Here is a 26,634-nt window from a genome sequence, read left to right as displayed (position 1 = left end):
GACGGGACGTGGATCAGGACGTGCGGTGGCGCTCCAGGGCGCGGTCCACCAGGGAGGCGGCCGCGCCCGTGTACGTGGCGGGGTCGAGCAGCTCCGCCAGCTCCCCGGCGTCCAGCGCGGACCCGATCCGGGGATCCTCGGCGAGGACGTCGGCCAGCGGCCGTCCGGTGCGCTCGGCCGTCCCGGCCGCCTCGGACAGCAGTCCCTTCGCCGTGGCCTTGCCGAGCAGGGGCGCCAGGACCGCGGCGATCCGCTCGGACGACATCAGGGGGCCGGTCGCGGCCGCGTTGGCCCGCATCCGGTCCTCGTGGACGACGAGCCCCTCGCACAGCTCGACGGCGGTGTGCGAGGCACCGCCCGCGAGGCGCAGGCACTCCCGCAGCAGCAGCCACTCGGCGTGCCAGACACCGCCCGAGCGCTCGTCCTCGGTCACCAGACACTGCGTCAGCGCACCGGCGAGGGCGGGCACCTGGAGCGCGGCGGAACGGATCAGGGTGGCCAGCACCGGATTGCGCTTGTGCGGCATGGCCGAGGAGGCGCCGCGCCCGGCCACGGGCGGCTCGGCGACCTCACCGACCTCGGTGCGGCCCATCGACTGCACGTCCACGGCGATCTTCCCCAGCGCTCCGGTGACGAAGGCCAGGGCCGCGCCCACGTCGGCGAGGGGCGAACGCAGCGCGTGCCACGGCAGCGCGGCCGTGCCGAGCCCGGTCTCGGCCGCGAACGCCTTGGACAGCGCGGCCGCGTACTCGCCGGTGGCCGACGCGCCGTCCACCGCCGAGTACTGCAGATAGCCGGCCAGGGTGCCCGCCGCGCCCCCGAGCGAGACGGGCAGCCCGCCGTCGAGCAGCCGGTCCACGCGGTCCGCCGCCTCGCGCACCAGCAGGCCCCAGCCGGCCGCCTTGAGCCCGAAGGTGGTCGGCACGGCGTGCAGGGTCAGCGTCCGCCCCGCCATCAGCGTGTCCCGGTGCCGCGCCGCCAGCCCGTCCAGGGCCACCGCGGTGCGCAGCAGATCGGCGCGGACCAGGCGCAGCGCCCGGTCGCAGACCAGCATGGCGCCGGTGTCGAAGACGTCCTGACTGGTCGAACCGCGGTGGACGTACTCGGCGGCCTCCGGGTCCCGCTCGGCGACGACCGCGGTGAGGGCGCGGACCAGGCCCACCACCGGGTTGGCGCTCTCCCGCGCGGCGACGGCGAGCCCGCGCAGATCGAGCAGGTCCGCGCGGGCGGCCCCGGTGATCGCCTCGGCGGCCCGCGCCGGCACGGTGCCGAGCCGGGCCTGGGCGCGGGCCAGCGCCGCCTCCGCGTCCAGCATCGCCTGGAGCCAGGCCTCGTCGCCGACCGCCCGCTCGACCGGGGTGCCCGCCCGCACCGGGGAGAGCAGCCCGGAATCCAGTCCCGCCCGCTCCGCCGTCATGCCGGTGCCTCCGTCAGCGTCTTGCCGGAACGGCGCCGGGAGGCGTCCGCCGCGGCGGGGGTCAGGGCCAGGACCGCGCGTGCGATGGCGTCGGAGTCGCCGAGGGTCACCGAGTTCACCCCGGGCCTGATGCCGGCCGCCGTCACCCAGTGCACCGCCTCCGTCGGCACCCCGTACGCGAAGCGCCGCGGATGGCTGCGGCCGTACGCGTCGACCAGGTGGTAGGGGCGCTCGGTGACCTCCAGGCCGCCCGTCTCGTAACTCGTGCCGCACGCACCGGGGATGCGGAACGGACGGCACTGCCCGGTGGCCAGCAGCCCGCGCAGCAGCGGATCGCGGGTCCGGCGCAGATCCGGCTCCGGCAACCGCGCCTCGACCAGCACCCGGGCGCGCACGGGATCGTCCGCCACGCCGTCCGACTCGGCGACGAACGCTCCCGCCGTGTCGTCGACGCGCACCCGCATGCCCGGACCGATCAGGTCCAGGACGCCCGCCTCGATCAGCGCGATCAGCTCCTCGATGCGGGAGGGGGGCGGGCCGATCGACAGGAAGGCGTTGAGCGGGGTGTACCAGCCCTCCACCTGGTCCCGGTAGGAGTGGCCGTCCAGGCCGCCGTGGTCGAGGGCCAGCCGGACCTCGTTGCGCAGATCGCGCAGCACGTCGAGGGCCGCCTTGAGCGGCCCGCTCACGTTGCCCGCCCGGGCCTCGCGCACGTCCTGGCGCAGATGCCCCAGCATCCAGCGGCGGAACTCCGCACGGTCGGCGAACTCCCCGTCGCCGTGCGGCCGGAGGATCCGGTCCCAGTCCCACCGCTCGTCGGGTGCGATGCCGTACGCGTCGAGCAGCTCGGCCGTCGGCCCGGCCGCGCCGGTGCCTTCGGGCAGCGACACGAACCGCCCGACGAACTCCTCCCGTTCGGCCTCCCGGCCCCGGGCGGCCAGCAGCGCCCCGTAGTAGACGCTCTCCACCTCCCGGGAGATCAGCGGCCACAGGTCGGTGCCGAAGTGCACGCGCTCACCGTCCACCGCGCGTTCCCGCAGCGCCGCGACCACCTTCTCCGTCAGCACGCGCGGCTCGTGGCGGCCGTGCGCGCCCTTCTCGTTGGCGCCGCGCGCGTGGTACGGGATGCCACGCCGGGAGCCCGCGACGATGCGCGGCTCCCGGCCGGAGGGGCGGTAGACGAGGCGCTCGCCGACCCGGTCGAAGCGGCCGCCGCGCGCCACGGTGAGCAGCGCCATGTGGTCGAAGAAGTTCAGGCCGAGCCCGCGCACCAGCACCGTCTCGCCGGACCGCACGTCCGACAGGTCCAGGTCGGCGGGGTTGGCCGGCAGGACGTGCAGCAGCCCGCGGGCCCGCGCGCGCCGCGACAGCTGCCGCTCGGCGGCGGAGACCTCGGTCGGCACGTGCCCCTGGGAGAGAACGACCGCGTCGAGGCCGTCGAGGACCCTCCCGTCGGACAGGACGACCTGCTGCGCGCCGTCCTCGGCCCGCTCCCGCAGGCCGACGGCCCGGGCCCGGTGCACCCGCACGCGTACGTGCGACGGGGCGCCGGACACCACCCGGGCGAAGACGTCCTCCAGGTAACGGCCGTAGAAGGCGCGGGTCGGATAGTCGTCCGGGCCGAGCCGGCGCGCCTCGGCGAGCACGGCCTCGCCGTGCCCGGCGTCCAGCGTGCGCGCCCACGCGTACAGGCTGGGGCCCGGTTCGACGGGGCCGTCCATCTCCACGCTGGCGTCGGTGAACACGGTCACCTGCGAGGCGACGGTGTTCATCAGCAGCACACGCGACTGTCCGGCCTGCCACACCCGCCCGGCGCCGGGCCGGTAGGGGTCGACGACGTGCACGGTGACCGCCCGGTGAGCGGACGCGCCGCGTTCGTTGGCGCACAGCCGCTCGAGAACCGACAGACCGCGCGGTCCCGCGCCGACGAGGCACAGGTCGAGGTCACCGCTGGGCATAGGGGTACTCCATGGGGTCAGGGGAGGGCGGGATCGGAGGGGCTGCCTCATGCCGGCGCGGCGACCAGCAGACTCGTCTCGAGGGCGAGGGGGTGCACGCTCTCCAGGCGCAGGCCCGCGGCGCCCAGGACCGTGCGGTATCCGTCGAGGGTCCGCTCGCGGCCGCCCGCGGCCATCAGCAGATGCAGGTCCCACAGCAGCGGCAGCACGGGCGCCGTCCCGTCGGTCGCGACGACCCGTTCGAGGACCAGCAGCCGCCCCGAGTCCGCCATGGCCTCCCGGATGTTGGCGAGGAGCGTCGCACACCGTTCGTCGTCCCAGTCCTGCAGCACCCGGGACAGCAGGTACACGTCGTTGCCCGCGGGGACCTTGTCGAAGACGTCGCCCGCGACCGTCTCGTACCGGTGGGCCTCGACGGTGGCGCCCAGGTGCCGCTCGGCCACCGGCAGCATGTGCGGCAGGTCGAAGACGGTGCCCGTCAGATGCGGGTGGGCCTGGAGCACGGCCGACAGCAGCAGGCCGCTGCCGCCCGCCACGTCGACCACGGTGCGCGCCCCCGTGAAGTCGAAGGCCGCCGCGGCCTCGGGGAAGAAGACGTTGCCGGCGTTCATGGCGCGCAGGAAGCGCGGCCCCGCGTCGGGCTCGTCGCGCAGGTAGGCGTGCAGCGAGGTGCCGAAGGCGTGCTCGAAGCCGGAGGTCCCGGTGCGGATCGCGGGCACCACCGCGCCCCAGGCCCGGTGGAACTCCTCCCCGTACAGCAGCACCATGTCCCGCATGGACCGCTCGCCGTCGGCGACGAGGAGCGCGCCCACGTCGGTGAGCCCGTAGCCGCTCTCCTCGTCGCCGGTGAACACGCCCAGTGCCGCGAGCAGCCGCAGCAGCCGCGCGAGCCCGTCCTCGCTGGCACCCGTGCGTTCGGCCAGCGCCTGCACGCTGCCGTGTCCCGCGGCGATGTGGTCGGGCAGGGACAGGGCGGCCGCCGCGTGCAGGGCCTGGGCCCGCCAGGTGCCGGTGATCAGATCCACCACCCGACGCGCCGCCGTCGTCTCGGTACCGGGCATCGTCAGACCTTCCGTGCGGGGGCGGACACGGCGAGCGCCGGGTCGCCGGTGCGGGACAGCGCGGTGCGCAGGCGTTCGCGCAGCAGGCGCTTGAGGACCTTGCCCGTGACGCCGACGGGGAGTTCGGAGCGGTCGCGCGCAAGCAGCAGCCCGCCGAGCGGTGCCAGGCCCTCGCGGGCCAGGGCCGCGTCGCACGCCTTCAGGAGCCGGGCCGCGTCGTGCCGGGTGCCGTCGGTGAAGAGGACGACCGCCAGGGGACGGGAGTGCCCCGGGGCGCCGGGGTCGTCGACCGCGACGACCGCGGCGTCCAGCGCCTGCGTCGCCATCAGGACGACCTCCTCGGCCGGGAGGCTGTGCACCGGTCCGTCGACGGTGTGGATCACGTCGGGGGTGCGGTCGAGGTGGTACCAGGTGCCGTCGCTCTCGCGGCGCATGATGTCGCCGGTGAGGAAGTACCCGTTGACCGTCGAGTCCGCGGTCAGGTCCGGCTCGTCCAGGTAGCCGGCGGTGACGCTGGGGGTCTGCACGCCGAGCCGGCCGGCCTGCCCGTCGGGCAGCTCACGGCCCTGCTCGTCGAGCACCGCCGCCTTGCGCACCACCTTGACGGGGAGGCCGATGTGGCGGGCGTAGCGGGTCGTCTCGGGCGTGTAGGCCTGCTTGAACAGCACCATGCCCATCTCCGACGACCCGAGCCCGTCGAGGTAGCGCGAGCCGCTGCGCACCTGGCCGCCCTCGGTGCGCCGGCCCAGGGCGATCAGCGGGCGGATGTGCCGCTCGTGGGAGGCGTCGCCCATGCCGTGCCAGGTGTGGATGGACCGTGCGGCCCCCGGCTCGATCCGCTCGGTCGGTATCTCGGCGAGCGTGAGCGGGAAGCCGAGCACGGTGGTGGGGTGGAACAGGTTCACCGCCCGCGCCACGGCCGGGCCGCTCGCGTCGTCGAGGATCAGCGTCGGGATGCCGAGCAGGATCGCCAGGCTGAGGTAGCTGATGCCCGCGGAGTGGCTGTGCGGCAGCGCCGTGAGCAGCCGGTCGGAGCGCAGCGAGGGGAAGGACCACAGCCGCTCCCGCTTGCCCGCGAAGAACGAACCGTGGTGGAACACCGGGGCCTTGGGACGGCCGGTGGTGCCCGACGAGTGCGAGATCATGATCAGGTCTTCGTCGGCGTGCCGGTGCGGGAAGCCGGGCATCGGCCGGGGCGGCAGGGGAGCGGTGACGGCGAGCGAGGCGATGTCCGCGACCTCGGGCGTGGCCGCCCCCGGCGCGTCCTGCCGCCAGGCGTCCGCGAGCCCCTTGAGCAGGTCGTCGTCGCCCACGAGCACCGTGGTCCGGGTCCGCAGGAAGTACTCGGCGGCCGTCGCCGGGGCCATCTTGGGGTTGCAGTGCACGGCGGCGGCGCCGAGCGACGTGATGGCGATGTGGTGGATCAGGCCCAGCAGCCCGTCGCGGGTGTGCAGGCCCACGTGCGAGCCGGGCCGCACCCCGCGGCCGCGGTACCAGTGGGCGTAGCGGATGACGGCGATGCGCAGGTCGTCCAGGGACACGCCCCGGGGCTCCTCCGTCGCCCAGGTGGGGGAGGACGTGTCGGGGTGGAAGAGGAGCGGGCGGTCCCGGTCGCGGGCGACGCGCCAGGCGTGCCAGAAGAAGTTCCCCGCCCCCAGCTCCCGGTCGGCGTGGAGGCGCAGGCGTTGCGCGGCGGACCGGTGTGTGCCGAACAGGAACATAGGAATACCTCACACTCCGCAGTGATACGTCGGTTTGCTCCGGTCACCGGTGAGACATCGCGGCCCGTGACACCCCAGCGGTTCGGCAAAGGCTCGTGGCGGAGTCTCCAACCGGCTGCTAAAGGGCCGATGGAAAGCAGCCCCGATGGCCGATCTTGCTCCGTTCTTCAGAGGGGGTTGCAACGATCGCACCGGTTCGATCTCGACTTCGGCTGGAGGCCGCGTCCCATGGACGACCCGCTGACAACCCCGGTCGCCGTCGTCGGCGGCGGTCCGGTCGGATTGATGCTCGCGCTGCTCCTCGACCGGCAGGGAGTGCCCTGCGTCGTCCTCAACTCCGAAGCGGACGTGCCCGACCAGCCGCGTGGCAGCACCCACAACGCGCGGACCATGGAGCACTACCGCACGCTCGGACTGGCCGAGCGGATCCGCGCCCTCGGACTGCCCGCCGGCCACTCGGCCGGCATCTCCTTCTTCACCCGCTACGACGCGCACGAACTGGCCCTGCTGCCCTGGCCGGGCACCGGCGAGGTGCGGCGCCGGCGGGCCGGGGCCGACCGCGCGGACCCGACGCCCGAACCGATGCACCGGGCCAACCAGATGTACGTGGAGCGGCTCCTCCTCGACCACGCCCGCCGCCGGCGGGGCATCACCCTCCGCTACGGCTGGACGGTCACGGCCCTGCACGAGAGCACGGGGCACGTCGACGTCGTGGCCGAACGCGACGGCGTCCGGCGCGTGTTCCGGGCGGCGTACGTCGCGGGGTGCGACGGCGGGCACAGCACGGTCCGGCGCCACCTCGGCATCCGGTACGAGGGGGAGGGCGCCCTCGACCAGGACATCCTCGGGCGCCGCTCCACCGCCGCCCACCTGCGGGTGCCCACGCTGTACCGGGACTTCCTGCGCGACCGCGGCGCGTGGAGCAACTGGGTCGTCAACGCGGACCTCGCGCTGAACCTCATCGCGCTCGACGGGGTGGACGAGTTCTTCCTGCTCACCAGCTCCGTCGACCCGGAGCGGGCGACCGAGGCGGATCTCGTGCGGCTGGTGGAGCGGGCGGCGGGACGACCCCTGCCGGTCGAGGTGCTCAGCCACCGGCCCTGGACCGCGGGCGCCGCGCTGGTCGCCGAGTCGTTCGGCACGGGGCGCGTCCGGCTCGTCGGCGACGCCGCCCACCTGTTCACGCCCAACGGCGGCTTCGGCATGAACACCGGGGTCGACGACGCCGCCAACCTCGCCTGGAAGCTCGCGGCGGCGGTGCGCGGGTGGGCGGGCCCGGAGCTCCTGGACTCGTACGGCGTCGAGCGCCGGCCGATCGCCCTCCGGAACACCGCGGCGGCCCGCGCGCTCGGCCAGGGGCTCGGCGCCGTCGACCGGCCCGCCTGGCTGGAGGAGGACTCGGCCGACGGCGAGGCGGCCCGGGCCAAGACCGGGGCGGAGCTGGCCGAGTACGGGATGCGCACCCTGGACACCCTGGGGGTGCAGCTGGGCGCCCGCTACGACGGCTCCCCGATCGTCGCAGGGGACGGCTCCGGGCCGGTGCCCGACTCCTTCGGCGCGTACACCCCCTCGGCGGTGCCGGGCGGTCGCGCCCCCCACCTGTGGCTCGACGACCGCCGCACGGACGGCAGTTCGCTGTTCGACCGGTTCGGCGCCGGGTTCACCCTGCTCCGACTCGGCCCGCGCCCGCCGGGGACCGGACGGATCGAGGCCGCGGCCCGGGCCCGGGGCGTGCCGCTGCGGACCCTGACGCTCGACGATCCGCTCGCGCGTGACCTGTACGAGCGCGATCTGGTGCTGGTCCGCCCCGATCAGCACGTCGCCTGGCGGGCCGACCGGGAGCCCGCCGACGCCGGGGCGCTCCTGGCACTGATCACCGGAGGTCCGTACGACGCGGCGGCGGGACCCGGAGCCTGAGCGGCGATAGCATCCGCACGAATTGCGCGTCACGACTGGGCATCGCGGGGGATCGACCGTCCCCGGGCGGCCCAGGCCGACCTGAGCGACGATGGGGGATTCACATGGAATTTCGCGTTCTAGGCCCTTTGAGCGTGTGCGACGACGCAGGCCGTCACCGGACCCCGACCGCCCCGAAACAGCGGCAACTGGTGTCGCTCCTCGCGTTCCATGCGAACCACGTGGTGTCCGTGGCGCAGATCGTCGAGGAGATCTGGGAGTACCGGCCGCCGTCGAGCGCGGTCGCGGCGGTCCACACCTACGTCATGCAGTTACGCCGCTCCCTGGACGGGGCCCGGCGCGGCCCGGGGCGGGGCCCCGGCCGGCTCCAGACCCGCGATCAGGGATACGTGCTCAAGCTGGACAGCGGCGAACTGGACCTGCACCGGTACGAGCAGCAGGTGCGCGCCGCCCGCGCCACCCTGGTGGCGGGCGAGTACGCCGAGGCAGTCGAGCAGCTGCGCGCCGCCGAGACGATGTGGACGGGGCCGATGCTCGTCGACGTGCCCACCGGGCCGCTGCTCAGGGCCGCGATCGAGGTCGTCGAGCGCGACCGGCTCGACGCCGTCCCCCAGCGCCTGGGCGCCGAGCTGCGTCTCGGGCGGCACCACGAGATCCTCGGCGAACTCACCGCGCTGGTGCACCAGTACGGTACGCACGAGGGCCTCGTCGCGCACCTCATGCTCGCCCTGTACCAGTCGGGGCGACAGGCCGACGCGCTGATGGCCTACCACCGGCTGCGGGCCCGGCTGCGGGAGGAACTCGACACCAAGCCGTCGGCGCGGCTGCAGCTCCTGCACACCCACATGCTCTCCGGGCACCCGCGCCTGGAGCCCCCCTCAGGCGCGCGCGGCCGGCAGTCGCTCGACCTGCTGGCCCAGCGCAGCCTGTCCGCCCCGTGCGACCCGGTCCGCGACGACGGGCTGGTCAGGGTCTGACGTCCGGCCGGCCGGGGCGGGGCCGGACCGGGGTGCGCGGGGTGCCGGGGCGCGCGGCAGCCGGCCGGGCAGCCAGACCAGGGCGCCGGCCAGCGCCGGCACCATCAGCAGGGCCGCCGCCCCGAACGCCTGCCCCGCCCCGGCGGCCACCCCCGTGTCACGGCCGCACACCGCCACCGCCAGCACCGTGCCCAGCGCGGTCCCGAACTGCCCCGCGCACTGCACCAGGCCCGCCGCGAGGCCCGCGCCGGAGCCCTGGAACCGGGTCAGGGCGACGACCTCGCACGACATCCAGATCAGCGGGAGGCCCGCACCGGCCAGGACGAGGCCCGGCAGCATGCCCGAGACGTAGCCCGGGTCATGGGAGCGGGCCGCCAGCGTCCACAGCCCGGCCCCCAGGAGCAGACAGCCGAGCGCGCACGGCAGGCGGGCGCCGTACCGGGTGAGCAGCGCGCTGCAGGCCCGGCCCACGACGAAGATCCCCCCGACCATCGGCAGCAGGGCGACGCCCGCGGCCGGCGCCCCGAACCCGTAGGTCTCGCGCAGCCGCATCCCGCCGAGGAAGACGACGGGAGCGGCGGCCGCCGACACGAGCAGGACGCCGGCCGCGCCGCACACCAGGTCCCGGTCGCGGAGCAGGGCCGCGGGCAGCAGCGCGTGGGGGCACCCGCGCCGGTACGCGAAGACGGCCGCCAGCGCCGGAGCGGCGAGGGCCGCGCACACCGCGTACCGGTCGGTGCCGTGCTCGGCCAGCCGCACCAGGGCGAACGCGGCCGCGAGCAGGGCGCCGGTCAGGGCGGCGGCGCCGGTCAGGTCGAGACGGACTCCGGGGGTGCGGGGCGGGTCGGGCAGGGGGGTGCGGCGGGCCACCGCCAGGGCGACGGCGATCACCGGGACGTTGATCCAGAACGCCCAGCGCCAGTCGAGGCCGCCGACCACGAGGCCGCCGCACACCACCCCGGCCACCGAGCCGACGCCGCCGGCGCCCGCCCACAGCGCCAGGGCCCGGGCGCGCCGCCGTGGTGCGGCGGCCGTCACGAGCAGCGACATCGCGGCGGGCACGAGCGCGGCGGCGGCCAGCGCCTGCCCGGCGCGGGCGGCGACGAGGAGCGGGCCGCTGGGGGCCGCGCCGCACAGGGCCGAGGCCACGGCGAAGGCGGCCAGGCCGTGCAGGAAGAGGCGCCGGGCCCCGGCCAGGTCCGCGAGCCGGCCGCCCAGCAGCTGCAGCCCGCCCATCAGGAGCACGTAGACGTTCGTGACCCATTGCACGGCGTCGAGCGACATCGACAGGTCGCGCCGGATGTCGCTGAGGGCGAGCGTCACGATCCCCATGTCGGCGTTGGCGAGCAGGGGGGCGAGGACGGCCAGGGCGAGCAGCCGGCGGTCCGGCGGGGGCGCCGCGCCGGTTCGCGCACGGGCGGCCGTGAATGGCAAGGGCATGACAACTCCCGGGGGCCGTCGCCGCGGGCGGGCCCGGTGATCCGGACGAGTGGCCCCGGGGCCGTGCGACGGCACGGCGGGGCGGGAAGAGGGGAAGCGGGCTTCGCCCGGCTGGAGGCGCCCGCGACGGCGGGGGCGCTGCGGAGGCCCGCGAGTGGACAGCGGAGCCACCGTGGACGGCACGTCGGAGACCGGCGACGCCGCCGGAGCCCCGCTTCCTCGGAAGACGGGAACCCCGACGGCCCGACGGCGGACCGTGCCACGTCGTGCGCCCGACCGCGGTCCGGTCGGCCGGGCACGGGCGGGAGGAGCCGGGACGTCCCGGCCCTCCCGCAGGATGTTGCTCAGAGCTCCGTCACGACGGTGCTGCGCGGAGCTTCATGAGGACGGTGTTGCGCGGAGCCCCGGGACGGTGCCGCCCAGGGCTCCGGGACGGTGTTGCTCAGAGCTCCTTGAGGAGCCCGCCGTCCACGACGAACTCGGCGCCCGTGGTGCTGCCGGAGCGCGGCGAGGCCAGCAGGACGACGGCGTCGGCCACCTCCTGCGGCTCCACGAAGCGGCCCGTGGACAGGTTCAGCATCTCCGGGACGACGGTGTTCAGGATGCTGTCCTTGTCGGTGCCGGCCTGCGAGGCGATCATGTCGGCGACGCCGCCCTCGTCCGTCCACCACGGCGTGCGCACCACACCGGGGGAGACGGTGTTCACGCGGATGCCCTGGGGCGCGAACTCGCCCGAGAGCACCTTGGTGATGTTGCTCAGGGCGGCCTTCGCCGCGCCGTAGTCGACGTTGATCGGCGAGGGCTGCCGGGCGTTGCCGGAGGAGATGTTCACGATCGAGCCGCCACCGCGCTCCAGCAGGTGCGGAACGGCGGCGCGGATGGCGCGCACGGCCGAGAACAGGTTGAACTCGAACATGGCACGCCACTCCTCGTCGGAGGCGTGCAGGAACGAACCACGCGGCAGGGTCACACCGGGCGGCGGGCCGCCGGCGTTGTTGACCAGGATGTCGAGCCCGCCGAACTTCTCCACGGCGCTGGCGACGACCTGGGCCGGCGCGTCGTCGTCCATGAAGTCGGCCGGGACGTGCGCGAGGTTCGGGCCGGCCAGCGCGTCCAGCTCCGGGGTGCTCTTGCGGGAGGTGGCCACGACCTTCGCGCCCTCTTCGAGGAGCGTGCGGACGATGGCCAGGCCGATGCCCTTGGAGGCGCCGGTCACGACGGCGACCCGTCCGGAAAGCTGCAGGTCCATGAGGTTCCTTCTCGATGGTCGGCCCCGCCCCGAGAGGGGAGGAGCGTGGTGCGGTGTGCTCTCGTCTACGGAAACACCGCGGTGCCCGAAGGTGTTGCAGGCGATGTCCACCGGACCCGCGGGGTCAGCGGTGCCAGCGCATGACCTCCTCCGGAAGCTCCTCGAGCTCCGCGATCTCGGACGGCTTGCGGTCCATGTAGCGGGGGTCGCACCCCTGGTGCCCCAGCAGCCTGGCGATCGGGGCCAGCGCGGTGAACAGCACGCGCTGCAGCGCCCACGGGGGCGAGGTGAACCGCACCACGTCACCGAACTCCAGCGTGGTCACCGCCTGCTGCAGCAACCGCGGCATGCCCTCCGGCGTCGTCTTGCCGTCCTGCGCGAGCCCGAACAGCTGGCGCAGCACCAGCTGCTCGAAGCGGTCGCTGTTCTTGCGCACCTCGCAGATGTGGAAGGCCTGTTCGCCGCTGCAGTTCCACCAGCGGTGCCTGATGCCGGGCTGGATGAGCACGCTCTGCCCCGGCTCGTCGAGGGTCACCTGACGCCCGCCGATCAGGAAGGCGACCTTGCCGCGCACCAGGGTGAAGCGCTCCTCGCTCACCGGGTGCAGGTGCTCGCCCGACACCGCGCCCCCGGGCTCGGAGTACACGTCCATCACGGTGCGCTCCCCGCCCGTGTGCGAGGACGGCGTCCTGATCACGACCCGCTCCCGGCACCGCGGGTTCTCGTACACCTCACCGACGCTGACCGTCACCGGCGCGCCCCCTTCCACCATGCGAATTCGGCCTGGCCTCCGATGGTGGCGATCTGCGCGCCTTCCGACACTCCCCATCTTGCGGTCGTATCCCGGAATCTGCCGTTCAGGGATGCGACCGCAAGATCCGGAGTGTTTTCGGCGATGACTGATTCGTACTGTCGCGGCGCAGAAGAGCGGGTGTTGCAGTGCGCCGAAAATGGCGAGAACGGGAGACGTTGACGTGCACGACAGTAAAGGGATAGGCCGCAGGCGGCTTTTCACCACCGCGGCGGCGCTGGGCGGCACGGCCGCCGTGGGCGGCGTCCTCGCCCGGCCGGCGGCGGCGGAGGAGGCCGCGGGCGTCCGCTCGTTCGCCCCGGTGAGGGTGACCCCGGCGGACGTCCAGTACGGCGAACTCGTCCACGGCATGAACAGGCGCTACGTCGGCAACCCCGAGGCCGTCCAGATCGTGGACGACGTCTCCCAGGTGGCGGGCGTGGTGCAGGCGGCCGTCACCGCCGGCAAGCGGCTGACCGTGCGCTCCGGCGGGCACTGCCTGGAGGACTGGGTCTTCAACCCCGAGGTCCAGGTGGTGCTCGACCTGTCGCTGCTCGACAAGGTGTACTACGACGCCGGCCGGCGGGCGTTCGCCGTCGAGACCGGCGCCCAGCTCCTGGACGTCTACGCCCTGCTGTACCAGGTGTACGGCGTCACCGTGCCCGGCGGCATCTGCCACTCCGTCGCGGCCGGCGGGCACGTCAGCGGCGGCGGCTGGGGCCTGCTCTGCCGCCAGCTCGGCCTGATCATCGACTACCTGTGCGCCGTCGAGGTCGTCGTGGTCGGCGCCGACGGCAAGGTCCGCACCGTCGTCGCGACCAACGATCCGAGCGACCCCCACCGTGAGCTGTGGTGGGCCCACGCGGGCGGAGGCGGCGGCAACTTCGGCGTCGTCACCCGGTACTGGTTCCGCACCCCCGGAGCCACCGGCACCGACCCGAAGAAGCTGCTGCCCAAGCCGCCCCGCGAGGTGTACCTGGTGGCGCAGGCCTGGCCGTGGGAGAGCATGACGGAGGAGAAGTTCTCCCGGCTGGCCCAGAACTACGCGCGCTGGTTCACCGCGCACAGCGCCCCGGGCGCCCCCGAACTCGCGCTCGCCAGCTTCCTCGTGCTGACCCACCGGTCCGCCGGCCAGATCGCCATGGTCACCCAGGTCGACGCCACCGTCCCGGACGCCCGCCGGCTGCTCGACGACTACCGCGCCGCGATCGGCGAGGGCGTCGACGTGCCGACGGTGGCCGTCACCCGTCCGTTCGCCGAGTTCGGTCCGATGGCCGCCTACGCGGAGCCCCGCAGACTGCCGTGGCTGGAGGCGACCCGGTACCTCGCCCTCACCAACACCAACCTCACCGACCCGACCTACCGGCAGGAGTACAAGTCCTCGTACATGCGCGCGGCCTTCCCCGACCGGCAGCTCGCGGCCCTGTACAAGCACCTGACGCGCACCGACGCCTCCCTGCCCGGCGCCTCCATCACGCTCAGCTCCTACGGCGGCGAGGTCAACCGGCCCGCGCCGGCGGCCACCGGCTATCCGCACCGCGAGTCGTTCTTCAAGATGATGTGGATGTCCCTCTGGAACGACCCGGCCGAGGACGCCGCCTACGTCGCCTGGAACCGGCAGTGCTACGCGGAGGTCTACGCCGACACCGGCGGTGTGCCCGTGCCCAACGCCGTCACCGACGGCTGCTACGTCAACTACCCCGACAACGACCTGAACGACCCGGCGTACAACACCTCGTCGGCTCCCTGGTACAAGCTCTACTACAAGGACAACTACCCCCGGCTGCAGCAGGTGAAGAAGAAGTACGACCCGACCGACTTCTTCCGCCACGCCCAGTCCGTCCGCCTGCCCTGACCCACGCCCGAAGGCCGCCCCGGGGTTCCCGGGGCGGCCTTCCCGCGCGCGGCGCGGAACTCAGCGCTTGACGGCGAACGTCAGCCCGTCCGCGTACGGGATCAGGCTCAGCTCCACGCGCTCGTCGTCGCGCAGCCGCGGGTTGAACGCGCGCAGCGCCCGCGTCTCGGAGTCCTGGGCGGACTCGTCGAGCAGGGCGCCGTGCCACAGCACGTTGTCGACGACGACGAGGCCGCCGGGGCGCAGCAGTTCGAGGGCGTACTCGTAGTAGGCCGTGTAGTTCTCCTTGTCCGCGTCGATGAAGACGAAGTCGAACGTGCCGGCGGCGTCCTCCTCCTTCAGCAGCCGCTCCAGGGAGGCCCGGGCGTCGCCGACGCGCAGGTCGACCTTGTCCGCGACCCCGGCCCGCTTGCAGTAGTCGAGCGCCATGGCGCTCCACTCCTCGTTGATGTCGAGACCCACCACCCGGCCGTCGGCGGGCAGCGCGAGCGCCGTCGACAGCAGGCTGTAGCCGGTGAAGACGCCGACCTCGAGCGTGCGCCGCGCGCCGGTCGCCTTGAGCAGCGTCCGCATGAACTGGCCCTGCTCGGGCGAGATCTGCATCAGGTGCAGGGGCAGCTGCGAGGTCTCCTCGCGCAGCGCGCGCAGCAGGTCGGGCTCGCGCAGCGAGACCTCGGCGACGTAGTCCTGGAGTGCGTCGGTCAACTCGACCTGGAGTCTCATGATGGCCACCTCGTGTCGGGGACTCGAATCCGAGAAGGAATTACAGGCGTCCGCGGACACCGGTGTCAATCATTTCCGGACTCCTGGATATTGCGCGAAAACTCCTGCAACCCCCTTCGATCGATCCTTTAGCGGCCGACGGCACAATGCGCCTGACAGAGCGTCGAATTCGAGGGTCCCTTTCCCTTCTTTCGAGGAGTGCCGATGAGCGACACACGACGCCGCTTTCGCGACTGCCTCGGCCGCTTCGCCACGGGTGTCACGGTGGTCACCGTCGAGCACGGCGCCGGGGTGCACGGCGCCACGGTGGGCTCGTTCACCTCCGTCTCGCTCGACCCGCCGCTGGTGATGGTGTCCCTGGACCGGCGCAGCCGGATGTGCGGCCTGCTCACGGACGCGCCGTCGTTCGGCGTGAACATCCTCGCCGCGCACCAGGAGGACCTGGCCCTGCACTTCGCGGGCCGGCCCCGGCCGGCGGACGCCCCCGTGTCCTGGGACCCCGACGCGGCGGGACCGCGCCTGGCCGGCTGCGCCGCCCACCTCGACTGCGTGCCCTGGGCCGCGTACGACGGCGGCGACCACGTGCTGCACGTCGGGCGGGTACGGGCCTTCTCGACCCGGGACGCGGAGCCGCTGGTCTTCCACGGCGGCGCCTTCCGCCTCCTGGACACCGCGCCCGGCCACCACGCGTGGGCGGGCACCCTCGACGGGCCGGCGGACGGCGCGTGGTCGTCGGGAACCGCGGCGCTCCACATCCCCCTGGGCCACTGACCGTCACGACCGGACAAGGACACACCATGACGCTGCAGCAGGGCGAGGCCTCCGCCTCCGCACCGGCTCCCCGCACCACCCGCCCCCTGACCGGCGAGGAGTACCTGGAGAGCCTGCGCGACGACCGCGAGGTGTACATCTACGGCGAACGCGTCGACGACGTCACCAAGCACCCGGCGTTCGCCAACCCCGCCCGGATGACCGCCCGCCTGTACGACGCCCTGCACGACCCGGCCCGCCGCGACGTGCTGACCACCCGCACCGACACCGGGAGCGACGGCTACACCCACAAGTTCTTCCGCACCCCGCGCAGCGTCCAGGACGTCGTCGAGGACCGCGAGGCGATCGCCGAGTGGGCCCGCCTCACCTACGGCTGGATGGGCCGCAGCCCGGACTACAAGGCCGCCTTCCTCGGCACGCTCGGCGCCAACTCCGCGTACTACGCGCCCTTCCAGGACAACGCGCTGCGCTGGTACCGCGAGTCCCAGGAGAAGGTGCTGTTCTGGAACCACGCGATCATCCACCCGCCGGTCGACCGGCACCGCCCGTCCGAAGAGGTCAAGGACGTCTTCGTGCACGTGGAGAAGGAGACCGACGCCGGCCTCGTCGTCAGCGGCGCCAAGGTCGTCGCCACCGGCTCGGCCATCACGCACTACAACTTCATCTCGCACTACGGACTGCCGCTCAAGGAGAAGGAGTTCGCGCTCGTCGCGACCATCCCGATGGGCGCGCCCGGCCTGAAGCTGATCTGCCGCCCCTCCTACGCGGCGACGGCCGCCGTCATGGGCAGCCCCTTCGACTACCCGCTCTCCTCGCGCCTGGACGAGAACGACACCATCTTCGTCCTCGACAAGGTCCTCATCCCCTGGGAGAACGTCTTCCTCTACGGCGACGTCGACCAGGTCAACGGCTTCGCCCCGAAGTCCGGCTTCATCCCGCGCCTGACCTTCCACGGGTGCATCCGCCTCGCCGTGAAGATCGACTTCATCGCCGGGCTGCTCGCCAAGGCCGTCGAGATGACCGGCACCAAGGACTTCCGCGGCATCCAGGCCCGCATCGGCGAGGTGCTCGCCTGGCGCAACATGTTCTGGGCCCTCACCGACGCCGCCGCCCGCAACCCCGAGGAGTGGAAGGACGGGGCCCTGCTGCCCCGCCTGGAGTACGGCATGGCCTACCGCTGGTTCATGACCATCGGCTACCCGCGCATCAAGGAGATCATCGAGCAGGACGTCGCCAGCGGCCTCATCTACGTGAACTCCAGCGCCGAGGACTTCAAGAACCCCGAGGTGCGCCCGTACCTCGACAAGTACGTGCGCGGCTCCAACGGCTACGACGCCGTCAGCCGCGTCAAGCTGATGAAGCTGCTGTGGGACGCGGTCGGCACCGAGTTCGGCGGCCGGCACGAGCTGTACGAGCGCAACTACTCCGGCAACCACGAGTCGGTGCGCAGCGACATCTTCATGACCCAGATGGAGACCGGCCAGCTCGACGCCTACAAGGGATTCGCCGAGCAGTGCCTCCAGGAGTACGACCTCGACGGGTGGACCGTGCCCGACCTCGAGTCGTTCCACGGCCTGCGCGGCGCCAGGAAGAACTTCTGGCACTGACATGACCCCCGTCCCCTCCACGGTGCGGCGGCGACCGGGCCCGGCCCTCGCCGCCCTCTTCCTGGCCACCTTCGTCATGGGCAGCGCCGAGCTCGTCGTCGTCGGCCTGCTGAGGCTCGTCGCCGGGGACCTCGACGTGTCCGTGGACACGGCGGGCGCCCTGGTCACCGCGTACGCGCTGGGCATCTGCGCCGGCGGTCCGCTGCTGACGGCGCTCACCATCCGGATCCGGCGCCGCACCCTGGCCTGGGCGTCCCTGGCCGGCTACGTCGCCGGCAACCTGCTGGCCGCCCTGGCCCCGGACTTCGGCACGCTGCTCGCGGCCCGGGCCGTCACCGGGGCACTGCAGGGCCTGTTCCTCGGCGCGGCGTTCACCGTGGCGGCCGCCCTGGTGCCGCCCGAGCGGACCGGCCGGGCCATCTCCGCGGTCTTCGGCGGCATCGCCGTCTCCACCGCGCTCGGCGTCCCGCTCGGCACCCTGGCGGCCCAGCACCTCGGCTGGCGGGCGGCGTTCACGGCCATCGTGGTCCTCGGCGCGCTGGCGCTGGCGACCACGGCCGTGTGCCTCCCGCCGGTCGACGGCTCCGCCACGGGCGGCCTGTGGTCGCAGTCCCGGCACGCGCTGGCGCCCCGGGTCCTGGCCGTGCTCGGCGTCGGCCTCCTGCTGATGGGAGGCCAGTTCGCCGCGTTCACCTACATCACGCCCTTCCTTGAGGACGTCACGGGGGTGTCCGGCGCCTGGCTGACGCTCTTCCTCTTCGCGTACGGGGCCGCGACGGCGGCCGGCACGTTCGCGGGCGGCTGGGCCGCGGACCGGGACGCGGCGCGCACGCTCGTCGCGGCGAACCTCGCCCTGGTCGCGGCGCTGGCGGTGCTGTGGAGCGCCGGCGCCTCCCGGACGGCGGTCGCTCTCGCCCTCGTGCTGTGGGGGGTCGTCGGGTTCGGACTGGTCCCCGCGCTGCAGTACCGGGTCGGGCTGCTGGCCGGCCCCGGGCGCGACCTCGCCTCGACGCTGCCCGCGTCCGCGGTCAACGCCGGCATCGCGCTCGGGGCGGTGGCCGGCGGCGCCGCCGTCGCGCACGGCGGTGCGAAGGACGCGGTGCTCACCGGACTGCTCGTGTGCGCGGTGGCACTGCCGGCGACGTGGGCGTCGGGGCGCTTGCGACCGCGGGGGGCGGACCGGAAGCAGGCCGCCGCCGACGCGGAGTCCCGCTCCCCGGGCTGAGCGGGAGCCGGGCCGGGCGCGCCGGTGGGGAACGAGGGCGGCGGCCGGACCCCGTCGCCCCGGCCCGCGGCTACCTGCCCGTGGCGGCGGGCGACGGCATCGTGCGCCGTATCCGCACGGCGAGCGCGGACCGCCGTATGGGCAGGGGAAGCTCACGGCCGAGCTGCGGCGGCTCCGCCGCGCGCACGGCCGCGGCGACCTCCGCGGCGACGGCGTCGTCCGCGGGCACGAGCCTGGCCTGCCCGAACATGGTGCGGAGCCGGTGCAGCAGCGCCGGCGCGTCGTCCCCCGTCAGCACCCCGCACACGCCCTTGTCCGTCGCCGCGACGAGCACCGGCCCCAGCGACGAACCCGCCACCGTGTACCGGATGTCCGTGCCGTCGCCGCCCGCCCGGTACGCCTTCGGGGTCATGCCCAGGATCTCCGGCGCCGCCGCGTAGAAGTGACCGCCGGAGTTGAACCCCGAGCTGTACACGGCGTCGGCGATCGTCCCCGCCAGCGGCAGGGCCTCGCGCACCCGGCGGGCCCGCGCCGCCGCCAGGTAGGCGTGCGGCGTGATGCCGGTGAACGACTTGAACAGGCGGTGGAAGTGGAAGCGGCTGTACCCGACCTCGCGGGCCAGCTCGTCCAGGCTCGGCGGCAGCGGCGCCTCGTCGATGATCCGGCACGCCCGGGCCACCGCCTCGGCCGCCACCGCGTGCCGGTCGGAGTCGTCGGGGCGGCAGCGACGGCACGGGCGGTATCCCTCGGTCCGGGCGGCCTCCGGGGTCGGGAAGAACCGGACGTTCTCCCGCAGGGCCAGCCGCACCGTGCACGACGGACGGCTGTACACCCCGGTCGTGGTGACCACGTAGCAGAAGTGGCCGTCGGCTCCGGCGTCCCGCTCCCGCACGGCCCGCCAGCGTGCCTCGTCACCGGTGTACAGCGTTGCGGCGGTCGTCGTCCCCGTCATGCTCCGTCTCTCTCCACTCGTTCGGCAGGTCGTCTCTCCTGGCACCCGCGGCCGCGACCCTCGACCGCCGCGGCGGCTCACCAGCTGACGCAGCGGCACGCCCCGGGCGGGTGCGTCCGGTGCCGGCGGAGCACCCCGCGGTCCCGCACGGCCTTGCCGCCGGCGGTGCGGGGCAGTTCCCGCAGCAGGTGGTAGCGGTCCGGCACCGGCGCCCCGCCGAGGAACCGGCGGCACCAGGAACGCAGCTCGTCCCCGTCGAGCTCCGCGCTGCTCGCGACGTGCGCCTCGATCGGACCGACCCCGAGGACCACGGCGTCCGTGATGTGCCGGTGGGCCCGCAGCACCGACTCGATGCGCAGCAGGTCGACCGAGGTGTCCCCGACGCCCTGGACCCTGCCGCGCAGCCGCAGCGCGCCGCTGCCGGGATCGCGCGTGACCAGGTCGCGGGTGGACATCCAGCCGCCCGTCCAGGGCGTGTCGTCCTCCGGGTACGGAGACTCCCGGACGTGCACCTCCAGCACGCCGCCGACCACCCGCACCCGGGTCCCGGGCACCGGGGTGCCGATGCCCGCCGGGCCGAAACGGCCGGTGAGATCGGCGGCGACGATGCCCGTCTCGGTCGTGCCGTAGGCCTGGCCGACCCGCACCCCGTGCCGGCTCCGGAACAGCGCGGGGATCTCGGGCGCCAGCGCGTCACCGCTCGACACGGCCAGCCGAAGGCGCGGCAGCGCCCCCGGCTCGGCCCACGTCAGCGCACGGAAGTGGTGCGGATTGCCCAGCACCACGTGCGCGTCGCCCGCCGCCCGCACGGCCGCCTCCGCCGTGCGGGCGACCGGCAGCACCAGGGTCGCGCCCACCGCGAGGCAGTGCAGCACCCCGCCGATCAGCCCGAAGGAATGGGTGAGCGGTTCCAGGACGGCCACCCGCTCGCCCCGGCGCGGCATGCCCGCCAGGGCGGCCAGCCGCCCCAGCTCGTCCAGCAGCGACCGCGGGCTCCTGCCGACCGCCTTGGGGCGCCCCGTGGTGCCCGACGAGAACTGCACGAGGCAGGACCCGCTCACGTCCGCACCGCCGCCGGGGTGGCGGCGCACCAGCACCTCGCACTCCTCGACGAAGTCGTGGGGCAGCCCGCGGCCCTCGCCGAGCGACACCGAGAACCGGGCCCGCCGCGCCGCGGGCGGGACGCCCCGCGCCCGCGGGCCGGACGGAGGCTCCGCCAGCACCACCCGGGCGCCGAGCGACCACAGGGCGAACAGCGTCCACAGCTTCGTGAAGCTCGCGTTCCCGTACAGCGCGACGGTGCTCCCCGCCCGGATGCCGTACCGCTCCAGCACCTCGGCCTGCCAGGCCGTCTCGCGGCGGAGCCGGCCGAACGTGACCTCGCGGTCCGCGGCTCGCGCCCACACCATGTCGTCGGCGTGGCGGCCGAGCAGCTCGGCGCCCCACCAGGACCGTCGTGTCATCGACTCCACCGGATCCCTCACCGCGGCGTCCGGGGCCGCCGCGACGGCGGCCCCGGACGCCTGCCGCCTACTTCTCGACGCAGAACTCGCCGACCGGCCAGCCCACGTGGCGCTTGTCCGTGGCCACATGACCCAGCAGCTGGTCGCCCTTCTTCAGCTCCGTCACGTTCAGCACCGCCGCACCGGGGCCGAGCACCCGCACGTGCCAGTCGTCCTGCACGATCAGGTTGACCTCGACGCCCTCGGCGGACACGGCCTTGATGCCGAGCAGCGGGCGGGACTCCAGCTTGATGCGGCCCACCACGATGCGGCGGGTGCGGCCGTCGGCACCGACGGCGAGCACCGGACTGCCGGCCTTGAGCTCGCTCAGGTAGTTGGTGCGGTTGTCCGCCCCGAACACGTAGCTGTGCAGCGCGCCCGCGTTGATGCGGAACGGACGGGTCGGCATGTACGGCAGCGGATGCGTCTCGCTGACGCACAGCACGAAGCCGTGCGCGTAGGAGCCGACCAGCATGCCCTCGTCCTTCTCGAAGTGCGTGCACGTGTCGATGCAGACCCGGTCGCCGAGCCCGAGGTGCTCGATCGACTCGACCGTGAGCGTCTGCAGCTGCAGGTCCGGCGTCTTCTCGCGCAACATCTCCACCAGCGCGAAGACGTCGTTGGCGGAACGCGGGGCCACCAGGACCCCCTCGGAGCCCTTCTCCAGGACGTCGACGATGATCCGCGCCTCCTCGATGTCGGCGGCCTGGCAGATCAGCTGCCCCGGCGAGGCGTCCGCCGCGGCGATGACGATCTCCAGCGGGATCTTCGTCGGATCCTTGAACTCCACCACCGTGAAGGGGAGTGCGCGCGCGGCGTCACAGGCGAGCTTCAGCGTCGGGTCGTCGACGACGTTGACCCAGGCGGCCGTGGTCTTCTCGCCGCCGCGGTGCCGGCTCTCCAGCACGCCGAGACCGTCCGCGTTCTCGACCTCGCGCAGCACGATCAGGTCGTCCGGGTGCTCCTCGCCGACACGTGCGCCCGGCGCGAGGACGCGCTTGACGGTGTTCGGCAGCAGGGCGAGGCGTTCCGGGTCGCTGTCGACGACGCCGTCGACCCGCGCGTGGATCGCGGCGTCGACGACTGCCTCGCGGTGTTCGGCGGGCACGGTCCGGAGGTCGATCCAGGCGAACTTCACAACACACCTGCCATCTCGGTCTGCGGCGCGGGCCCGGTCGCGAGCCCGCCGCGGTGAATGATTGAGGACAGCTCCCGGACCGTCTTCTCGGGCTCCGGGTCGGTGAACACCCGCCGTCCGACGGCGAGTCCGGCACATCCCAGGTCCATGGCGGTGACCGCGAACTCGAAGAGGTCCCGGTCGGTCGAGCCGCCGCCCGCCACCACCACCGGCAGCGGCGAGGAGGCGATCACCTCCGCCATGCGCTCGTCCGGGGCGGCGAGCACCGTCTTGACGATGTCGACCCCCAGGTCCGCGGCGATGTTCACCACATGGGCGATGAGCGTCGGGTCGGTCGGATCGGCCACCCGGGGACCACGCGGATAGATCATCGCCATGAGCGGCATGCCGAAGCGGTCGCAGGCCCCGGCAACGGCCCCGAGGTCGGCCAGCTGCTCCGCCTCGGTGTCGGAACCGATGTTCACGTGCACGCTGACCGCGTCCGCGCCCAGCCGGACCGCGTCCTCCACGTCCCCGACCAGCACCTTGGCGTCGACGTCGGGGGCGTGCGCGGTGCTCGCGCTCAGGTGCACCAGGAGCGAGCACCGGGTGAGCAGCGCCGGCTCGATCATGCGCGCCCGGCCCTTGTGGACGACGACACCGTCGGCGCCGCCGTCCGCGATGGAGCGGACCAGGTCGCCGAAGTCGGCGGCGGTCGCGACGGGTCCGTCGGACACGGAGTGGTCCAGCGGCACGAACAGGAACCGGCCGTCTCCCGGCCGGGACAATCGCGCGAGGCGCACCGATTTACCGGTGAGCGGCATGTTCGACATGACACCCCTCCTCGTTCCTGGGCACAGGGTTCGGATGGGATTCCGCTGCGGGTCCCGGCTGAACTGTCGCAGTGGCCTCTGAAGAATCGAGCCAGGTGCTCCCCGGCCGGACAGACCGCAAGATGCGGAGTGCGGCGCCGGTTGCCGGATCCCTAGCGTCGGCGGCATCCGCGGGCGAGCGCACGCGGCGGTGGGAGGGGATGCCCGATGACGTACGGCGGACACAGCGTGAGCAGGCGCGGGATGCTCGCGGCGAGCGCCGCGATAGGCGGCGGCGTGCTGCTGCCCGCCGGGCCGGCGGCGGCCCGGCCGGAGGAGGCCCGGCCCGAGGCACTGGTGACCGTCACCCCGGACGACGCGCGCTACCCCGACCTCGTCCGGGGCTGGAACCAGCGCTACGTCGGCCGGCCCGAGGCGGTCCACGTCCCCCGGTCGACCGCCCAGGTCGCCACCGCCGTCCGGCAGGCGGTCCGGGCCGGCAAGCGGCTCACGGTGCGCAGCGGCGGACACTGCTGGGAGGACTTCGTCTTCAGCCCCGACGTCCAGGTGGTCCTCGACCTGTCGGCGATGCGGGACGTGGACTTCGATCCGGCCATGAACGCCTTCGTGGTGCAGCCCGGCGCCCAGCTCCTCGACGTCTACGAGCGCCTGTACCGCACCTGGGGCGTCGTCGTGCCGGCCGGCATGTGCTTCCAGGTCGGCGCCGGCGGCCACGTCAGCGGCGGCGGCTGGGGACTGCTGTGCCGCCGGCTCGGCCTGGTGGTGGACCACCTCTACGCGGTCGAGGTCGTGGTGGTGGACGCCGACGGCACCGTACGCACCGTCGTCGCCACCCGCGAGGACGACGATCCGGACCGGGACCTGTGGTGGGCCCACACCGGCGGTGGCGGCGGCAACTTCGGCGTCGTGACCCGCTACTGGTTCCGCAGCCCCGGTGCGAGCGGCACGGACCCGGCCCGGCTGCTGCCCGCCCCGCCCCCGGAGGTCCTGGTCAGCGCCGTCTCCTGGCCGTGGTCCGCACTGGACGAGCGGTCTTTCGCGCGACTGGTCCGCAACTACGCGGACTGGCACGTGCGGCACGCCGCCCCCGACGACCCGACGACCGCCGTGTGCAGCCTGCTCTCCCTCAACCACGTCTCCAACGGAGCCGTGGGCCTGATCACGCACGTCGACGCGAGCGCACCCGGCGCCGCCCGCCTCCACGACGAGTTCCTCGCGGCGGTCACCGAGGGCGTCACCGCCGCGTACGGCCCGGTCACCACGCGGATGGGCGAGCTGACCGCGCTGCCGGAGCTCGCCACCCCGCGCCGCCTCCCCTGGCTGCAGGCGGCCCGCTACCTCGGCACGGCCAACCCCACCACCAACGACCCGACCCAGAAGAGCGACTTCAAGTCGGCGTACATGAAGGCCTCCTTCCCCGAGCGCCAGCTGGCCGCCCTGTACCGCCACCTGACCCGCACGGACCTCGGCAACCCCACCGGATCGGTCATGCTCAGCTCCTTCGCCGGCCAGGTCTCGGCCGTCGCCCAGGACGCCACGGCGAGCGCCCACCGGGACGCGGCGTACAAGCTGGCCTGGATGATCTGGTGGGACGACCCGGCCGACGAGCGGGACTGCGTGCGCTGGCTGCGCGAGTTCTACGCCGACATGTACGCCGACACCGGCGGCGTCCCGGTCCCCGGGGCGGTCACCGACGGCTGCTACGTCAACTACCCCGACGCCGACCTCGGCCTGCCGGAGTTCAACCGCTCGGGCACGCCCTGGCACGACCTGTACTACAAGGGCAACTACCGCCGCCTGCAGCGCGTCAAGCAGGCGTACGACCCCGGCGACGTCTTCCGGCACCGGCAGTCGGTGCGGCTGCCGGGCAACTGAGCGGCCGCCCGCCCGTACACCCCCCGGCGCGCACCCGGTGCAACCCGTCGGAGCGGGCCGGTGTTCCTCCTCACGTACAGCATCCGTACGCGTGCCGACCGTGCCGACCACCCCCGCAGGAGCGCCCATGCCGCACAGCCCAGCCGTGGACACCCAGGTCGCCGTCGTCGGCGGCGGGCCCGTCGGCACGCTGCTCGCCCGGGAACTGGCCCTGCTGGGCGTGGACGTCACCGTCCTGGAGAAGCTGCCCTCGCCGTCGGGATTCTCCAAGGCCGGCACGCTGCACGCCCGCACCGCGCAGACCCTGCACCGGCGCGGACTCCTCGAAGCCGTGCAGCCCGGCCCGCCCGCCCCTCCCGTGGGCCCCGGGCGCGTGCCCTTCCACTTCTCCGGCATGTTCGACCTCGACCTCGGCCGGGTCGTCACCGAGGGCCCCGCGATCGTGGGCAGCCCGCAGGCATGGGCACAGGAGGTGTTCGCGGCCGAGGCGGAAGGGCTCGGCGCGCGCATCCGGCGCGACAGCGAGGTCGTCGGCCTCGACGAGGAACCGGACGCGATCCGGCTGACCCTGCGTGACTCCCGGGGCGCCACGGACACCCTGCGCGCCTCCTGGGTGGTCGGCGCGGACGGCGCCCGCAGCGCCGTGCGCCGGCTGGCCGGCATCGCGTTCACCGGCACGCCCGCCCGCGTCGGCGCCCTGATCGGCGAGGTCCGCCTCCTCGACCCGGCGCGGGCACCGCAGGGCTGGCAGCGCAACCCGCGCGGCTGGACCCTGGTGTGGCTCAACCTCTTCGGACGCAGCCGGGTGTGCACCTACGACTTCCGCGGCCCGCACGCGGACCGGCGGGCGCCCGTCACCCTCGACGAGTTCCGGGAAGAGGTCGAGCGGATCGCGGGCCACCCCGTGCCGATGGACTCGCCGAGCGGACTCACCCGCTTCAGCGACGCCGCCCTGCAGGCCGAGTACTACCGCGCCGGCCGGGTGCTGCTGGCCGGCGACGCGGCCCACGTCCACTTCCCGGCCGGCGGCCAGGGCGTCAACCTCGGCCTTCAGGACGCCGTCAACCTGGGCTGGAAACTCGCCGCCGAGGTGCACGGCTGGGCGCCGCCCGGACTGCTCGACACCTACGAGACCGAGCGCGCGCCCATCGCCGAGGCCGTCCTGGAGAACGTGCGCGCCCAGGTCGCCCTGATGGACCCCGACCCCCGCATGGACTCGCTGCGCACCCTCTTCGCCCGCATGATGCACTTCGACGACGTCAACCAGTACCTCAGCGGCATGATCAGCGGTGTCGACGTCGTGTACGACACCGGCGGCCGGGGCGACCCCCTCGCCGGACACTTCGCCCCCGACCTCCTGCTGAAGACCGGCGACACGCTCACCGGCCTCGCCGAACTCCTGCACAGCGCGCGGCCGTTGCTCCTGCTGCTGACCGACGCGGAGGACCTCCTCGCCGCCGCCGAGCCGTGGAGCGCCCGGGTGAACGTGGTGACGGCGACGGCGTCCGAGCATCTCGGCACGGACGCGCTGCTCATCCGGCCCGACGGATACATCGCCTGGTCGGCCCGGGGCGGCGCCGGGGACGCGGACGCGCTGACCGGTGCGCTGGGCTGCTGGTTCGGGGACCCCGCGTAGACGGGATC

General features: G+C 73.9%; 20 protein-coding genes. 8 read left to right on the top strand and 12 right to left on the bottom strand.

Annotated elements, in window-relative coordinates; translation table 11 throughout:
• Nucleotides 1-13: 13 nt before the first annotated feature.
• Genes AB0E19_RS10000 through AB0E19_RS09985 form a run of 4 tightly spaced genes read right to left on the bottom strand, consistent with a single transcriptional unit; the run spans nt 14 to nt 6,157 of the window.
• Entirely contained in the window at nt 14-1,417 is a 1,404-nt protein-coding gene (locus AB0E19_RS10000) for an adenylosuccinate lyase family protein (protein WP_362176101.1), read from the bottom strand.
• Nucleotides 1,414-3,375: an FAD/NAD(P)-binding protein gene (locus tag AB0E19_RS09995; RefSeq protein WP_362176098.1), complete on the bottom strand. Its 1,962-nt coding sequence runs from the start codon at nt 3,373-3,375 to the stop codon at nt 1,414-1,416. The genes AB0E19_RS10000 and AB0E19_RS09995 overlap by 4 nt, the downstream gene beginning before the upstream one ends.
• Before the next feature lie 47 nt (nt 3,376-3,422).
• Nucleotides 3,423-4,436, bottom strand: a complete 1,014-nt coding sequence (locus AB0E19_RS09990; RefSeq protein ID WP_362176095.1) for a methyltransferase — start codon at nt 4,434-4,436, stop codon at nt 3,423-3,425.
• Between the two features lie 2 nt (nt 4,437-4,438).
• Complete coding sequence (locus AB0E19_RS09985; RefSeq protein ID WP_362176092.1) at nt 4,439-6,157, bottom strand: class I adenylate-forming enzyme family protein; 1,719 nt, start codon at nt 6,155-6,157, stop codon at nt 4,439-4,441.
• A gap of 228 nt (nt 6,158-6,385) precedes the next feature.
• Here AB0E19_RS09985 and AB0E19_RS09980 point away from each other — a divergent pair, with 228 nt between their 5' ends.
• Nucleotides 6,386-8,074: an FAD-dependent monooxygenase gene (locus AB0E19_RS09980; RefSeq protein ID WP_362176089.1), complete on the top strand. Its 1,689-nt coding sequence runs from the start codon at nt 6,386-6,388 to the stop codon at nt 8,072-8,074.
• A gap of 134 nt (nt 8,075-8,208) precedes the next feature.
• Nucleotides 8,209-9,051 (top strand): AfsR/SARP family transcriptional regulator, encoded by an 843-nt coding sequence (locus tag AB0E19_RS09975; RefSeq protein WP_362176086.1) that lies wholly within the window; start codon nt 8,209-8,211, stop codon nt 9,049-9,051.
• Here the strand turns inward: AB0E19_RS09975 and AB0E19_RS09970 are convergent.
• From AB0E19_RS09970 to AB0E19_RS09960, 3 genes are all read right to left on the bottom strand, one after another.
• Complete coding sequence (locus AB0E19_RS09970) at nt 8,953-10,491, bottom strand: MFS transporter (protein ID WP_362176083.1); 1,539 nt, start codon at nt 10,489-10,491, stop codon at nt 8,953-8,955. The two genes, AB0E19_RS09975 and AB0E19_RS09970, sit on opposite strands and share 99 nt — an antisense overlap.
• Nucleotides 10,492-10,933: 442 nt before the next feature.
• Complete coding sequence (locus AB0E19_RS09965) at nt 10,934-11,740, bottom strand: SDR family oxidoreductase (RefSeq protein WP_362176081.1); 807 nt, start codon at nt 11,738-11,740, stop codon at nt 10,934-10,936.
• A 124-nt stretch (nt 11,741-11,864) separates the two neighbouring features.
• Nucleotides 11,865-12,491, bottom strand: a complete 627-nt coding sequence (locus tag AB0E19_RS09960) for a cupin domain-containing protein (RefSeq protein WP_362176078.1) — start codon at nt 12,489-12,491, stop codon at nt 11,865-11,867.
• A 223-nt stretch (nt 12,492-12,714) separates the two neighbouring features.
• Here AB0E19_RS09960 and AB0E19_RS09955 point away from each other — a divergent pair, with 223 nt between their 5' ends.
• Complete coding sequence (locus tag AB0E19_RS09955; RefSeq protein ID WP_362176075.1) at nt 12,715-14,385, top strand: BBE domain-containing protein; 1,671 nt, start codon at nt 12,715-12,717, stop codon at nt 14,383-14,385.
• A 60-nt stretch (nt 14,386-14,445) separates the two neighbouring features.
• On the opposite strand, the gene AB0E19_RS09950 is transcribed toward AB0E19_RS09955, so the two are convergent.
• Entirely contained in the window at nt 14,446-15,108 is a 663-nt protein-coding gene (locus AB0E19_RS09950) for a class I SAM-dependent methyltransferase (RefSeq protein ID WP_360599798.1), read from the bottom strand.
• A gap of 204 nt (nt 15,109-15,312) precedes the next feature.
• On the opposite strand from AB0E19_RS09950, the gene AB0E19_RS09945 reads away from it, so the two are divergent.
• Genes AB0E19_RS09945 through AB0E19_RS09935 form a run of 3 tightly spaced genes read left to right on the top strand, consistent with a single transcriptional unit; the run spans nt 15,313 to nt 18,711 of the window.
• Nucleotides 15,313-15,879: a flavin reductase family protein gene (locus tag AB0E19_RS09945; protein WP_362176071.1), complete on the top strand. Its 567-nt coding sequence runs from the start codon at nt 15,313-15,315 to the stop codon at nt 15,877-15,879.
• 26 nt (nt 15,880-15,905) lie between these two features.
• Nucleotides 15,906-17,486, top strand: coding sequence for a 4-hydroxyphenylacetate 3-hydroxylase N-terminal domain-containing protein (locus AB0E19_RS09940; RefSeq protein WP_362176068.1), 1,581 nt, complete (start codon nt 15,906-15,908; stop codon nt 17,484-17,486).
• A 1-nt stretch (nt 17,487) separates the two neighbouring features.
• Nucleotides 17,488-18,711, top strand: a complete 1,224-nt coding sequence (locus AB0E19_RS09935; protein ID WP_362176065.1) for an MFS transporter — start codon at nt 17,488-17,490, stop codon at nt 18,709-18,711.
• A 70-nt stretch (nt 18,712-18,781) separates the two neighbouring features.
• On the opposite strand, the gene AB0E19_RS09930 is transcribed toward AB0E19_RS09935, so the two are convergent.
• The 4 genes from AB0E19_RS09930 to AB0E19_RS09915 form a co-directional block, all read right to left on the bottom strand.
• Nucleotides 18,782-19,663, bottom strand: coding sequence for an Ada metal-binding domain-containing protein (locus AB0E19_RS09930; protein ID WP_362176062.1), 882 nt, complete (start codon nt 19,661-19,663; stop codon nt 18,782-18,784).
• 77 nt (nt 19,664-19,740) lie between these two features.
• Nucleotides 19,741-21,126 (bottom strand): class I adenylate-forming enzyme family protein, encoded by a 1,386-nt coding sequence (locus AB0E19_RS09925; protein ID WP_362176059.1) that lies wholly within the window; start codon nt 21,124-21,126, stop codon nt 19,741-19,743.
• 67 nt (nt 21,127-21,193) lie between these two features.
• On the bottom strand, nt 21,194-22,303 hold the full coding sequence (locus AB0E19_RS09920) for a 3-dehydroquinate synthase II (RefSeq protein ID WP_362176056.1): 1,110 nt from the start codon (nt 22,301-22,303) through the stop codon (nt 21,194-21,196).
• Nucleotides 22,300-23,106: a 2-amino-3,7-dideoxy-D-threo-hept-6-ulosonate synthase gene (locus AB0E19_RS09915; RefSeq protein ID WP_362176581.1), complete on the bottom strand. Its 807-nt coding sequence runs from the start codon at nt 23,104-23,106 to the stop codon at nt 22,300-22,302. The genes AB0E19_RS09920 and AB0E19_RS09915 overlap by 4 nt, the downstream gene beginning before the upstream one ends.
• Before the next feature lie 237 nt (nt 23,107-23,343).
• Between AB0E19_RS09915 and AB0E19_RS09910 the strand changes: the two genes are divergently transcribed.
• The gene (locus AB0E19_RS09910; protein ID WP_362176053.1) at nt 23,344-24,990 is read left to right on the top strand and encodes an FAD-binding oxidoreductase; all 1,647 of its coding nucleotides are present in this window, start codon (nt 23,344-23,346) and stop codon (nt 24,988-24,990) included.
• A gap of 127 nt (nt 24,991-25,117) precedes the next feature.
• Nucleotides 25,118-26,626, top strand: coding sequence for an FAD-dependent monooxygenase (locus tag AB0E19_RS09905; RefSeq protein ID WP_362176050.1), 1,509 nt, complete (start codon nt 25,118-25,120; stop codon nt 26,624-26,626).
• The last annotated feature ends 8 nt before the right edge of the window (nt 26,627-26,634 follow it).

Origin of the sequence: Streptomyces sp. NPDC047974 (genome assembly GCF_040653375.1) — a bacterium.
GTDB lineage: Bacteria > Actinomycetota > Actinomycetes > Streptomycetales > Streptomycetaceae > Streptomyces.
This window is presented reverse-complemented; position numbering and strand designations above follow the sequence as displayed.

What these genes read in the sequence shown, in the direction of transcription:
- AB0E19_RS09925 (WP_362176059.1), bottom strand. Translation starts at nt 21,126, where the DNA reads ATGACACGACGGTCCTGGTGGGGCGCCGAGCTGCTCGGCCGCCACGCC.
- AB0E19_RS09935 (WP_362176065.1), top strand. Translation starts at nt 17,488, where the DNA reads ATGACCCCCGTCCCCTCCACGGTGCGGCGGCGACCGGGCCCGGCCCTC.
- AB0E19_RS10000 (WP_362176101.1), bottom strand. Translation starts at nt 1,417, where the DNA reads ATGACGGCGGAGCGGGCGGGACTGGATTCCGGGCTGCTCTCCCCGGTG.
- AB0E19_RS09915 (WP_362176581.1), bottom strand. Translation starts at nt 23,106, where the DNA reads ATGCCGCTCACCGGTAAATCGGTGCGCCTCGCGCGATTGTCCCGGCCG.
- AB0E19_RS09940 (WP_362176068.1), top strand. Translation starts at nt 15,906, where the DNA reads ATGACGCTGCAGCAGGGCGAGGCCTCCGCCTCCGCACCGGCTCCCCGC.
- AB0E19_RS09990 (WP_362176095.1), bottom strand. Translation starts at nt 4,436, where the DNA reads ATGCCCGGTACCGAGACGACGGCGGCGCGTCGGGTGGTGGATCTGATC.
- AB0E19_RS09965 (WP_362176081.1), bottom strand. Translation starts at nt 11,740, where the DNA reads ATGGACCTGCAGCTTTCCGGACGGGTCGCCGTCGTGACCGGCGCCTCC.
- AB0E19_RS09950 (WP_360599798.1), bottom strand. Translation starts at nt 15,108, where the DNA reads ATGAGACTCCAGGTCGAGTTGACCGACGCACTCCAGGACTACGTCGCC.
- AB0E19_RS09930 (WP_362176062.1), bottom strand. Translation starts at nt 19,663, where the DNA reads ATGACGGGGACGACGACCGCCGCAACGCTGTACACCGGTGACGAGGCA.
- AB0E19_RS09980 (WP_362176089.1), top strand. Translation starts at nt 6,386, where the DNA reads ATGGACGACCCGCTGACAACCCCGGTCGCCGTCGTCGGCGGCGGTCCG.
- AB0E19_RS09905 (WP_362176050.1), top strand. Translation starts at nt 25,118, where the DNA reads ATGCCGCACAGCCCAGCCGTGGACACCCAGGTCGCCGTCGTCGGCGGC.
- AB0E19_RS09945 (WP_362176071.1), top strand. Translation starts at nt 15,313, where the DNA reads ATGAGCGACACACGACGCCGCTTTCGCGACTGCCTCGGCCGCTTCGCC.
- AB0E19_RS09970 (WP_362176083.1), bottom strand. Translation starts at nt 10,491, where the DNA reads ATGCCCTTGCCATTCACGGCCGCCCGTGCGCGAACCGGCGCGGCGCCC.
- AB0E19_RS09995 (WP_362176098.1), bottom strand. Translation starts at nt 3,375, where the DNA reads ATGCCCAGCGGTGACCTCGACCTGTGCCTCGTCGGCGCGGGACCGCGC.
- AB0E19_RS09985 (WP_362176092.1), bottom strand. Translation starts at nt 6,157, where the DNA reads ATGTTCCTGTTCGGCACACACCGGTCCGCCGCGCAACGCCTGCGCCTC.